This window comes from Brevundimonas sp. (assembly GCF_035561115.1).
In the GTDB taxonomy this organism is placed as follows: domain Bacteria; phylum Pseudomonadota; class Alphaproteobacteria; order Caulobacterales; family Caulobacteraceae; genus Brevundimonas.
On record NZ_DATMYH010000034.1, the window covers coordinates 1 to 10,820 of the forward strand.

The 10,820-nt window shown below is 67.1% G+C and carries 13 protein-coding genes and 1 other RNA gene; 10 read left to right on the forward strand and 4 right to left on the reverse strand.

From position 1 onward, the window contains the following. The first annotated feature begins 8 nt into the window (after window positions 1-8). Window positions 9-770, forward strand: a complete 762-nt coding sequence (locus VN378_RS04280) for an SIMPL domain-containing protein (protein WP_414642215.1) — start codon at window positions 9-11, stop codon at window positions 768-770. Between the two features lie 59 nt (window positions 771-829). On the opposite strand, the gene VN378_RS04285 is transcribed toward VN378_RS04280, so the two are convergent. Next, window positions 830-1,105, reverse strand: a complete 276-nt coding sequence (locus VN378_RS04285) for a hypothetical protein (protein ID WP_325741304.1) — start codon at window positions 1,103-1,105, stop codon at window positions 830-832. A 44-nt stretch (window positions 1,106-1,149) separates the two neighbouring features. Next, window positions 1,150-1,506, reverse strand: coding sequence for an aspartate 1-decarboxylase (gene panD / locus VN378_RS04290; RefSeq protein WP_325741306.1), 357 nt, complete (start codon window positions 1,504-1,506; stop codon window positions 1,150-1,152). Window positions 1,507-1,729: 223 nt separating this feature from the next. Between panD and sppA the strand changes: the two genes are divergently transcribed. From sppA to rnpB, 5 genes are all read left to right on the forward strand, one after another. Then, entirely contained in the window at window positions 1,730-3,508 is a 1,779-nt protein-coding gene (sppA, locus tag VN378_RS04295; RefSeq protein ID WP_325741308.1) for a signal peptide peptidase SppA, read from the forward strand. 106 nt (window positions 3,509-3,614) lie between these two features. Next, window positions 3,615-3,932, forward strand: a complete 318-nt coding sequence (locus VN378_RS04300; protein ID WP_325741310.1) for a hypothetical protein — start codon at window positions 3,615-3,617, stop codon at window positions 3,930-3,932. Window positions 3,933-3,949: 17 nt separating this feature from the next. Beyond that, the gene (locus tag VN378_RS04305) at window positions 3,950-4,708 is read left to right on the forward strand and encodes an N-acetylmuramoyl-L-alanine amidase (RefSeq protein ID WP_414642214.1); all 759 of its coding nucleotides are present in this window, start codon (window positions 3,950-3,952) and stop codon (window positions 4,706-4,708) included. A gap of 111 nt (window positions 4,709-4,819) precedes the next feature. Next, window positions 4,820-5,344 (forward strand): DUF6678 family protein, encoded by a 525-nt coding sequence (locus VN378_RS04310; RefSeq protein WP_325741312.1) that lies wholly within the window; start codon window positions 4,820-4,822, stop codon window positions 5,342-5,344. 6 nt (window positions 5,345-5,350) lie between these two features. Then, window positions 5,351-5,730: RNase P RNA component class A (gene rnpB / locus VN378_RS04315), an RNA gene on the forward strand. A 280-nt stretch (window positions 5,731-6,010) separates the two neighbouring features. Here the strand turns inward: rnpB and VN378_RS04320 are convergent. Continuing rightward, window positions 6,011-6,826 carry a hypothetical protein gene (locus VN378_RS04320; protein WP_325741314.1) on the reverse strand — a complete coding sequence of 272 codons (816 nt, stop codon included), beginning with the start codon at window positions 6,824-6,826 and terminating at the stop codon, window positions 6,011-6,013. Between the two features lie 413 nt (window positions 6,827-7,239). Here VN378_RS04320 and VN378_RS04325 point away from each other — a divergent pair, with 413 nt between their 5' ends. Next, the gene (locus tag VN378_RS04325; RefSeq protein WP_325741316.1) at window positions 7,240-7,710 is read left to right on the forward strand and encodes a hypothetical protein; all 471 of its coding nucleotides are present in this window, start codon (window positions 7,240-7,242) and stop codon (window positions 7,708-7,710) included. 249 nt (window positions 7,711-7,959) lie between these two features. Here the strand turns inward: VN378_RS04325 and VN378_RS04330 are convergent, their stop codons facing one another. Then, a complete protein-coding gene (locus VN378_RS04330) occupies window positions 7,960-8,829 on the reverse strand; it encodes an IS1595 family transposase (protein ID WP_325741318.1) in 870 nt (289 codons plus the stop codon). A 226-nt stretch (window positions 8,830-9,055) separates the two neighbouring features. On the opposite strand from VN378_RS04330, the gene VN378_RS04335 reads away from it, so the two are divergent. The 3 genes from VN378_RS04335 to ftsL all read left to right on the forward strand — a co-directional run. Further along, window positions 9,056-9,505 carry a division/cell wall cluster transcriptional repressor MraZ gene (locus VN378_RS04335; protein WP_300468648.1) on the forward strand — a complete coding sequence of 150 codons (450 nt, stop codon included), beginning with the start codon at window positions 9,056-9,058 and terminating at the stop codon, window positions 9,503-9,505. Beyond that, the gene (gene rsmH / locus VN378_RS04340) at window positions 9,502-10,452 is read left to right on the forward strand and encodes a 16S rRNA (cytosine(1402)-N(4))-methyltransferase RsmH (protein WP_325741323.1); all 951 of its coding nucleotides are present in this window, start codon (window positions 9,502-9,504) and stop codon (window positions 10,450-10,452) included. The genes VN378_RS04335 and rsmH overlap by 4 nt, the downstream gene beginning before the upstream one ends. Further along, window positions 10,449-10,820 (forward strand): cell division protein FtsL (gene ftsL / locus VN378_RS04345; RefSeq protein WP_325741326.1); only part of this gene is annotated, 372 nt, incomplete at its 3' end. The genes rsmH and ftsL, both read left to right, overlap by 4 nt.

The window sequence follows — 10,820 nt, forward strand, 5'->3', positions numbered from 1 at the left end:
TCGCAGGCATGTCCAACCGCCTGCTGCTGATGAGCGGCGCGGTGATGGCCGCCGCCGCCCTGTTCGCCGCCCCCGCCGCCCGCGCCCAGTCCCAGCCCGAGGGCGGCGCGCCGATGATGATCCACGCCGTGGCCGACCGGCCGGCGCTGAACCTGTCGGCCTATGGCGAGGTCAAGACCGCGCCCGACATGGCCACTATCAGCTTCGGCGTCGTCACCGAGGCGACGACTGCGGCCGAGGCCATGCGGCTGAACGCGACGCGGATGAACGAGGTCATGGCCGCCCTGCGCCGCGCCGGAATCGAGGCGCGCGACGTCCAGACCTCGGGCCTGAACCTGTCGGCCCAGTACGACTACGTCCAGAACGAGCCGCCCCGGCTGCGCGGCTATCAGGCCAACAACCGGGTGACGGTGATCATCAATGACCTCGACGCCGTCGGCACGACCGCCGACGCCGTGGTCGCCGCGGGCGTCAACCAGATCGACGGCATCTCGTTCGGCCTCAAGGACCCGACCTCGGCCGAGAACCAGGCCCGCCAGCTGGCCGTGCGCAATCTGCAGGCCAAGGCGGCGCTGTACGCCCAGGCCCTGGGCGTCAATCTGGGCGGCATCCGCTCGCTGTCGGAAGGCGGCGGCTACGCCCCGCGGCCGCCGCAGCCGATGTACGCCCGCGCCGAGATGGCCATGGACTCGGCCGGCTCGACGCCCGTCGCCGCCGGCGAGCTGACGGTGCGGATCGACATCACCGGCGTGTACGATCTGAACCGCTAGATCCTCCCGCAGGGCGAAGGACGAGGGCCCCGGCGCCGCGCGCCGGGGCCCTTTCGCGCTCAGTCCGAGCCGCGGGCCAGCATCAGGCCCACGGCCAGGTTCAGCACATTGGAAACCAGGGCGATGGCGAGCCGCGTGACGGAATCCAGCTCCATCCAGAACAGGGGGCCGCTCCACGGCAGGCCGGTGACGGTGAGCGGCAGGAAGGTCACCTGGTTCGGCTCCATGCCGAGGGTCGCCAGCCCGATCGGCACGGCCAGCATGGTGGAGACGACGGAGGCGAGCACGAAGGCCCCGTACAGGGGCCAGCGGGCGGCGCGTATGGTGCGTTCCATGATGATCCTCCGACAGGGGAGGGGAGGCCGGAACCCGGCGGCCGTCAAGCCGCGTGCTTGATCTCGTTCCGGTCGTCGAGCAGCACCACGGTCGGCGACCACTGGCGGGCCTCTTCCTGCGGCAGCTGGCCGTAGGTGACGATGATGACCTTGTCGTTCTTCTGCACCAGGCGGGCGGCGGCGCCGTTGACGCCGATGACGCGCGAGCCGCGCGGGGCCTCGATGGCGTAGGTGGTGAAGCGCTGACCATTGGTGATGTTCAGCACATCGACCTGCTCGTGCGGAAAGATGCCGGCGGCGTCCAGCAGGTCGGCGTCGATGGCGATCGAGCCTTCGTAGTCCAGATCGGCCTGGGTCACCGTCGCGCGGTGCAGCTTGGCCTTCATCAGGGTGACCAGCATGGGGAGTGCGGTCCGGATGTGACGCGGGGCGATAGGCCCCCGCTCGCAGACCGCTCATATAGGGGTTCGCAGGGACGCCATCAATCGTTCTCGTTGCGACGCAGCATCCGATGCTGCGGCGCGGCTCGCCCGTTACGCGACGTTCATTTGACGGCAAGGCGCGCCGCCCTATGGTCAAAATGTGGCCATGACCCGGCCCGCGCCCCGGACCACGTCCCGTTCCATGAAGCAGTTTTTCCTGACCGTGCTCGGCGTCTTCGCCGGACTGTTCCTTTTCCTGATCGTGGTGCCGTTCATCCTGATCACCGTGGCGATCAGCTCGGCCTCCTCCAAGGAGCCGACGCCCGCCAACACCGTGCTGGAGCTGGACCTGCGCGAAGGGATCACGGACCAGACACCGACCAATCCCTTCGCCGCCTTCGGCGGCGGAGACCTGTCGACGCTGCAGATCGTGGACGTGCTGGCCCAGGCCGAGGACGACAACCGGATCAAGGCGCTGCTGATCCGTCTGCCCGAGGGCGGGATCGCCCCCGCCGCGGCCGACGAGATTCGCCAGGCGGTGCGCCGCTTCCGCCGCTCGGGCAAGGTCGTCATCGCTCACAGCCAGGGCTTCCAGCCCGTCGGAACCGCGGTGTCGAGCTATATGGTCGGCGCCTCGGCGTCCGAACTGTGGATGCAGAACACGGCCAGCTTCCAGCTGGCGGGCTTCTCGTCCGACGGGATCTTCCTGGGCCGGGCCTTCGACAAATACGGCGTCACGCCCCAGTTCGAGCAGCGCTACGAATACAAGAACGCCGTCAACGAATTCACCGAGAGCGACTTCACCCCGGCCCACCGGGAGGCGATGACGGCGTGGATGACCTCGATCTACGCCTCGGCCATCGCCAATGCGGCCCAGGACCGGAAGCTGACCCCGCAAGCGTTGCGGGCGACCATCGAAGCCGGTCCCCATTCGTCCGCCGAGGCTCGCCGGCTGCGCCTGATCGACAAGATCGGACAGGTCGAGGAGGCGGAGGCGGAGGCCAAACGCCGCGCCGGCCGCGGCGCCGAGATCGTCGAATTTTCCGACTACGCCTCGTCCAGGGGCGAGCGGGCGGGGGCCGGCCGCAACGCCATCGCCATCGTCGGCGGCGAGGGCGCGATCAACACCGGCACGGGCGGCGGCGATCCCTTCGGCGGCGGCTCGTCGATCCAGTCGGACGATCTGGCCGAGGCCATCTACGACGCCATCGAGGACAAGGCGGTCAAGGCCATCGTGTTCCGGGTTTCCTCGCCGGGCGGCTCGCCCGAGGCCTCGGAACAGATTCTGGCCGCGGTGCGGGCGGCCAAGGCGGCAGGCAAGCCGGTGGTGGTGTCGATGGGCGACTACGCCGCATCCGGCGGCTACTGGATCAGTTCCGAGGCGAACTGGATCGTGGCCCAGCCCTCGACCCTGACCGGATCGATCGGCGTGTTCGGCGGCAAGTTCGTGTTCGCCGACGCCCTGGGCCGGTTCGGCGTCGACATGCGCAATCTGACGGTCGGCGGCGACTACGCCGACGCCTTCTCGCCGTCGCAGCCGTTCACGCCGGTCCAGCGGGCGGCTTTCGCAGCCCAGATCGACCGGACCTATGAGGAGTTCATCACCCGGGTCGCGACCGGTCGGCGGCTCCCGCCGGCCCGGGTGCGCGAGATCGCCCGCGGCCGCGTCTGGACCGGCGCCCAGGCCAAGACCCTCGGCCTGGTCGACCAGCTGGGCGGCCTCGAGGAGGCCATCGCCAAGGCGCGCGAGCTGGCCCGCATTCCGGCCGGCGAGTCCGTCCGCTTCAAACGCTATCCGACGCCGGAATCGCCGTTCGAGGCCCTGTCGGAGATGTTCGGCGTCTCGGGCGAGGCCGCGCGCGTGCTGATCGGCATAGGCGGAGTCATGAACGACCCCGCGGCGGAGGCGACGGTTCGTCGCATCCAGACCGACCGCGCCCGGGCCTCGGGCGCGTCCGTGCTGGCCGATCAGCCCTGGTAGGGCGGGCGGAACACTCGCCTGTGAAGGGGCCGGTCATTGACCGTTCACCCTCGCGGACCGACATTGGCTGTTCGACGTTGTTCACAACGTCTGTGAAGGTGAAGTCATGACCCAGTCCGACCGTCTGATCCTTGGTCCCGGCGCCCGCCGTCCGGCCAATGGTTTGCTGGCGTCGATCCTCTGGCTCGGCGGCGTGGTCGCGACCCTGGTCGCCATGGCCGTGGGCGCGGTGCTGGCCGTGTTCACCGCGGCCGCCGTGGCCGTCATCGCCCTGTTCGCCGCCGTGCTGGTGTTCTTCGCCGGCCTGGCCCTGGGCGCCCGCCGCAAGGTCACCGTCCGGGCCCGGCGCACTGATGACGTCATCGAGGCCCGCAAGGTCGATGGCGCCTGGGTCGCCTACGGCTGGGAGAGGCCGGGACGCTAGGCGAGGGGCCGCTGACGGTGCTGGCGGTCAAGGACGCGCCATCCCCCAATTTCGACGCCCGCCGGGCTCCGCCCGACATGCTGGTGCTGCACTATACGGGCATGAAGACGGCGCGTGAGGCGGTCGCCCGGCTGCGGGACCCCGAAGCGAGGGTCTCGGCCCACTATGTGGTCGACGAGGACGGTTCGATCCTGCGCCTCGTGGCCGAGGAGCGCCGCGCCTGGCACGCAGGCAAGGGAGCCTGGCAGGGCGAGACCGACTGCAACGCCGCCTCGATCGGCGTCGAGATCGTCAATCCCGGCCATGAGTTCGGCTACCGCGACTTCCCGGAGGCGCAGATCGACGCGGTGGTCAGCCTGGTCAGCGACATCCGCACCCGCTGGACCATTCCCGACACCCGCATCATCGGTCATTCCGACCTCGCGCCGGAACGGAAGCAGGATCCCGGCGAACGGTTTCCGTGGAAGCGGCTGGCCTCGGTCGGCCACGGCCTGTGGTTCGAACCGGCGCCTGAGCGGACCGCCGCCCTGGGGCCGCCCCTCGGCGTCGGGGACGAGGGGCTTGGAGTCGTGGTCCTGCGCGCCGGGCTGCACCGCTTGGGTTACGCCCTGACTCCCGGCGGGGAGTATGACGAGGCGACCCGGCTGACCGTAGAGGCGTTCCAGCGCCATTGGCGGTCTTCCCGGATCGATGGCGTCGCCGATGGCGAGACGCGGGCGACCCTGATGGGCGTGCTGCAGCTGGCGGCGATCGAGAGCGTCACCGGCGTCGCCTGAGCGGCGCCCGAAGCCGGCGGCTCCCGGCCCGGCGGGAATCTCCGCCGGACGCAGATCGCTCCTGCCTGTGCTACAGAACAGCCGGGGCGGAGAACGTGAGGGGGCGCCGTCGTGACCAGACAGCTGAGCAAGGCGGAACGGGCGGCGGAGCGCGAGGCCGGGTGGGCCGCGCACAGCAAGCAGTGGCTGGAGGTGGGGCGGCCGAAGATGAAGGCCAGGGTGCTGGCCGAAGTCGAACGCCGGGGCCTCGCCTCCTTCATGAACAAGACCCGTTGGGCGAGGCTCTGCGAGGCGGTGTACGCGGAGCTGCCGTTCCCGCCCTCCTTCTTCCTGCAGACCGTGCTGGGCGAGCGCCAAACGGCCATGGACACGCGCCCGGCATCCTTCTGGGGCGACTGGCGGGAGCTGGAAACCGATTCCTTCGAGATCGAATGGATCAGGGTCGTGCCGACCTTTTCCCGGCATGTGGCCATGCTGCTCCCCGACGAGGTGCTCGACTGCAGCGACGCGTTCCGGGACCTGCTGGTGCGACAGGGCGCGCCGTTCCGCGAGGACGAGGCGGGAACCTTCTGGATCTACGGCTACGCCCCGGCCGATCCGGCGACGTTGACGTCGTCCCCCGAAACGCCCACCTAGGCCCCGTCAGACGGCCGGGCGGTCGCGGCCGGGGTTATGCCCTTGTCGAGGAAAGTCCGGGCTCCACGGTGAAAAGGCGGCGGGCAACACCCGCCCGGGGCGACCCGAGGGATAGCGCCACAGAAAGCAAACCGCCTGCCCCTCGGGGCAGGGAAGGGTGAAAGGGTGGGGTAAGAGCCCACCGCGTCGCTGGCAACAGGGACGGCATGGCAAGCCCCGCCTGGAGCAAGACCGAATAGGGACGTCGCGCGGCTTCGGCCGCAGGGTTCATCGCCCGAGGCGTCCGGGTAGGTCGCGAGAACCGTCCAGCAATGGGCGGTCCAGAGGAATGATCGTCGCCGTCCTTCGGGGCGGAACAGAACCCGGCTTACAGGCCGTCTGACACCCTATTTTTGGGGCGCTATCGCTCGCGACGCGGTCGCTCGCTGCCTGAGCGCGAGCCGTCACCCTCCGACCTGATCGGGGGGCGCGACGCGGTCGCTCGCTGCTTGAGGCCCCGCGTCTCCTCCCATGAGCGTCGCGAACGGGGAGGAGACCCGCGTTCCGCGGTTAACCCCCTGGCCCGGAATGCGGCGCAGATTGTTCCACAGCCTGTCTATACTTCGGGATGTATCCCCTCCGAACATGTAACGGAGAGATAGACAGGTGATTGGATTGATCGCGGCGCTAGCCCTCGCCGCCGAGCTTGGTCCGGGTGGCGGTCGTGCTGGTCTGCATGACGTTTATGAAGTTGGGATTAGGCGGGACCGGTCCGCCGCCGAACGCGAAGGGCTGGGGGTTGCGAGGTACGATTGTGACCGTTCGCTCCAGCCGTTCGTGAAAGACCGTGTTCCACCAGTAGCGGGCGCTGATCTCGAAAGAGGTAGATGCGAGAATCTGTTCTTTCACCGCCTCACTGATTTTCTCCCACCTCGCATAAAGGCCGGTTTCCGCACCCTCATGAACCTCGGTGTTTCCCACCAAGAGGGGAACGGTGGCGGTCACTGGTGGCTGGTCAGGGATCGTGAAGGTGAAGGTAGCGTCGCCGCCGACGGACACCGCGGCCGTCGGGCGCACGTTCTTGAGAGTGAAGGCTATCAAGATTTCATCAAACAAGACCGTCATGTTGGCGTGCACAAAATGGAAGCCAGCCTCATTCTGAAGCTTCCCGTGTTCGGCAGTAACCTCAGCCATTTTGGTGGCGGCCGCGGCGTTTTGAGCGGCGATCTTAAGAGCGGTTTCGGCGTCGTCGGTGGCTTCAGTGGCGGCCCTTACCGCCTTGCGGGTCAGGTGAAGGCTGTAGATGAGACCAGCCAATCCAAAGCCCGAAAGGATGGTTTGCCACTTGGCCCACTCAGCGCCGCTGGTAGCGCCGTCAGCCGCCTTCCACTGGGCGCAAAGATCGGAACCTCTGCGATCCTGGCCTGGTTCGCATGGGCGCTCGTATTCCGTGGGCTTGACCGGCTCGACAGTTTTCGTCGCAGCCGCCGCTATCGTCTCCAAGGATTGCTCTACGGAGGGGCGGGCTTCGCCTTTCTCGGTTTGGCCAGCGCTCTGTGGTTGTGAGGCTCCCATGAGGCCAAGCGCCACGACAAAGCCAACGATCAAGAGTAAAACCCGCCCCATGGAGGCGATCTAGATGCCCGAACCTGACGAGATGCAACGCTTTGATGCGCTGCTAGAGGCGATGCTCACCAAGCCAGAGCCTGTCATTCCGACAGAGCCGGACGCGGATGATCTACGCGAGGATGAGGGCTAACCCTTTCGCCCCGACGAGTCAGCGCTATAGTTGCGCGGCTGATGAGGCTCCCGATTAACGCGGACCCTAGAGTCTGCGAAGCGGGGTTAGCCGGGTGACATGGGGTAAGTTCATTCTGGATGAGGCGGAGCACGACCTCACCCACCTTGATCCCTTCATGCTTCACGTCACGCCCAAGATGCCCGAGGCGTCGACGTATAAAGTTCTCGTCTCCTTCAGCCACCACGCCTTCACGCGAGAACTGAAAGGGGAGGATCAGCCCGCTGAGCGGTTTGGGCCCGCGAACGACGTGCGCTGCTTCTGCATGACCCGCCTTGTTCTTTCGCACGCCCTACCCAAGCTCATTGTCGCGGCGAGCGTCGGAAAAGCGTACTTCCCGGCTAGGGGGCACGCCAAGCAGCGCAATTTCCTGTTGGTAGAACTATCTCCGTTCGAGCCGCCGTACTTGGTGGTGTTCAACCTGAACAAAGCCAAAAAGGCAGCGGCCGACGTGGCCATGTTTGTGGTCAGCGCGCATCCGCGGCCCAACCTGCTCCCTAGGAGCAAGATGGACACAATCAGCTTTGCAACGCTGGTATCAAAGGTGGCTCAGGGCCTTCCGATCACTCGACCGCCCAAAAAGAAATAGCCCCCTTTCGGGGGCTATCCTGTGCGAGAATGCCCCTTAACCCCCGCGCTCCGCAGGACCCTTTCGGGCGGGCCGTTGTATTTCGCTCGCTATCAACGACAGGGGTACAACTAACATCCACTGGATGAAGTTTCAACTAAAGTTGGAAAACTTCATCAAGCCGACCGCGCAACACCAACGCCAACGTAGGCACCGGACCATCGCAATTGAAGTGGTACGGTTCATCGGACCATCCGAAAGACCGTACGATTACGTCCCGCGCGGAAACGACAGCAGCAGCCGGTCGAACATCGTGTGCGGCTGGTTGCGCAGATTGTAACGGAACTCGAACTCATTGAGGTAGGTCTGGAGGTGCTTTTGCGAGACGCTGATGTACGTCCCGTTGATGCCGCGCTTGAGCATCCCCCAGAAGCCTTCGATGACCGCAGTACCGCCCTTCTCGCCAGCGGCGGAGTTGTACGGGTGATGCGTGAAGCCGTGGATTTCCAGAGCCTCGAACGCGCGGGCGCTGTCGGTGTTGATGGCCGAGCCGGGACGGACGTTCTTGAGGATCGACGGGACGACGAACCGGCCTGACCGGCTGGGGATGTGACGGGCGACGACGTTGCCACCGCGCTCCACCATGCCGAGGACCACCTTCTTGTCGTCGGAGCCCTTCTTGTCGTAGCCGCCGATGAAGGTCTTGTCGGCCTCAACGATGACCGAGCCGCCGCCCAGCATATCGTCGCCGTCCACATAGCCCATGTAGGCCCGGATCAGCTTGCACATGCGCCAAGCGGTTTTGTACGTCACGCCGATCTCACGCTGGACACGCTTCGCCGCCACGCCGTTGCGGGTCGAGGTGAACATGAACATGACGTGGAACCAGTCGCGCAGGCTCGTCCGCGTTCCATGGAACGGCGTCCCGGCGGTCGGATAGATCTGATAGCCGCAATGCTCGCACTCATACGAACGGCGGGCCTTCACACGGTAGTATTTGGCCTCGCGCTCGCACTTGGCGCAGACGTGTTTCACGCCGTAGCGAACCAGCTTCAGATGCTCAAGGCAGCTATCCTCAGTCGGGAACCGCGCCTGAAACTGGCGGAGGGTCGGACCTTTGGGGGTGGCTTTCTTTTCCATGCCCAGAGTATGCGACATTATGGCTTACATGTCTAGAGGGGATACATCCCTATACTTCCGATGTTCTGTGTATGTTCCCATCGTTACAGCGTTTTCCGACCCTTATCAGGTTAACCGGCGTCAACTAATCCCATTGAGACCCAGTTGATCCCATGCTATCCCATCTGCTCTGAAGGGTGTTCAGGGGATCAGAGGGGCGGGTTGCGAGACCCGAGTTGGGCAGGGCGTGTTTCTCTCGACCTATGAGAAACAGTTGGACGGGAAGCGACGCCTGCTGATTCCGCAGGAGTTCCGCACCGCCGACAACGGCGCCGAGCACGGCGTCTTCTGCTTCTTCTCCATGGCGTCCGATTGCCTTGAGGCCGGCGGCGACAAGCTGATGGCCGAATACGTCGCCCGTATCGAGGCCCTGCCGTTCGGCAGCGACCGGCGCACCGCGCTCGAGGAAACCTTCTACGCCGGCCAGCGCCCGCTGTCGTACGACGGCGGCGGCCGCATCACCCTGCCGGAAAGCCTGTGCCAGGACGCCGGCCTGGGCGAGGACGTGGTCATCGTCGGCCTGGGCCCCCGCTTCCAGATCTGGGACCGCGCGCGCTGGAACGCCCGCCGCGACGCCCGCCGCGCCCTGGCCCGCCAGGTCATGCTGGGCGACGACGGAAACGGGGAGGGCGCATGAGCCCGCACGCCCCGGTATTGCTGGACGAGGTGATCGAGGCGCTGGCCCCGCGCGCCGGCGACGTGATCATCGACGCCACCTTCGGCGCCGGGGGCTACACCCGCGCCATCCTGGCGGCCGGGGCGACGGTGATCGGGCTCGACCGCGATCCGACCGTCCAGCCGCACGCGGACGCGGTGGCCAACGACTATCCGGGAAAATTCCAGCTGATCCGCACGCCCTTCTCGGGTCTGGCCGACGCCTTTGCGCAATCGGGCGAGGCGAAGCTGGACGGGGTCGTCTTCGACATCGGCGTGTCGTCCATGCAGCTGGATCAGGCCGAGCGCGGCTTTTCCTTCATGCGCGACGGGCCGCTGGACATGCGGATGTCGGATGAAGGCGAGACCGCCGCCGACATCGTCAACACCTGGGACCACGGGCCGATGGCCCACATTTTCAAACTCTACGGTGACGAGCGCCAGTCGGGCCGGGTCGCCACGGCCATCCTGCGCCGGCGGGTGGAAAAGCCGTTCGAGCGCACCCTGGATCTGGCCGCCGTGGTCGAAAAGGCGCTGGGCGGACGGCGCGGCGCGGCCATCCATCCGGCCACCCGCGTGTTCCAGGCCCTGCGCATCGCTGTGAACGACGAGCTGGGCGAACTGCGCGCCGGGCTGGAAGCCGCCGAGTTGACGCTGTCCCCGGGCGGGCGGCTGGTCGTGGTCACCTTCCATTCGCTGGAGGACCGCATCGTCAAGGCGTTCCTGACCGAACGCACGGGCAACGCCCCCGGCGGCTCGCGCCACGCCCCGGTCGCCATCGAAACCCGCAAGCCCAGCTTCACCCTGTCGTTCAAGGGCGCGCACGAGGCCGGCGAGGCCGAGCTGGCGTCCAATCCGCGGGCCCGGTCGGCCAAGCTGCGCGCCGCCGTCCGCACCGACGCCGCGCCGTGGGGGAGGATCGCCGCATGAGTTCGGCCGTCGCCGCCCTCAACCGTCTCTACGCCTGGAAGGTGCGCGGCATCCGCTGGGTCGAGATCATCGGCGTCATGCTGGTCGCCGCCATGGTGTTCTCGGTCTATCTGGCCAAGGCCGCCGCGGCGCGGGAGAGCGCGCGTATCACCGATCTGGAGCGTCAGATCACCGACAACGGCCAGCGGGTCCGTCTGCTGCGCGCCGAGGTTGCCCGTCTGGAACAGCCGGGGCGGCTTGAGGTCCTGTCGCGCGGCGCCGGTCTGGGGCCGGTCGACGTGCATCGTCAGGCGACCGAGGCCAGCCTGTCGACGCTGGTCGCCGTGCCGCCGCCGCCCGCGCCCGTCGCGCCCGTCGCCGCCCAGCCC

Coding starts and splice junctions, on each gene's coding strand:
- VN378_RS04325 (WP_325741316.1), top strand. CDS start 7,240: ATGCTTCACGTCACGCCCAAGATGCCCGAGGCGTCGACGTATAAAGTT.
- sppA (WP_325741308.1), top strand. CDS start 1,730: ATGAAGCAGTTTTTCCTGACCGTGCTCGGCGTCTTCGCCGGACTGTTC.
- VN378_RS04300 (WP_325741310.1), top strand. CDS start 3,615: ATGACCCAGTCCGACCGTCTGATCCTTGGTCCCGGCGCCCGCCGTCCG.
- rsmH (WP_325741323.1), top strand. CDS start 9,502: ATGAGCCCGCACGCCCCGGTATTGCTGGACGAGGTGATCGAGGCGCTG.
- VN378_RS04280 (WP_414642215.1), top strand. CDS start 9: ATGTCCAACCGCCTGCTGCTGATGAGCGGCGCGGTGATGGCCGCCGCC.
- panD (WP_325741306.1), bottom strand. CDS start 1,506: ATGCTGGTCACCCTGATGAAGGCCAAGCTGCACCGCGCGACGGTGACC.
- VN378_RS04285 (WP_325741304.1), bottom strand. CDS start 1,105: ATGGAACGCACCATACGCGCCGCCCGCTGGCCCCTGTACGGGGCCTTC.
- VN378_RS04330 (WP_325741318.1), bottom strand. CDS start 8,829: ATGGAAAAGAAAGCCACCCCCAAAGGTCCGACCCTCCGCCAGTTTCAG.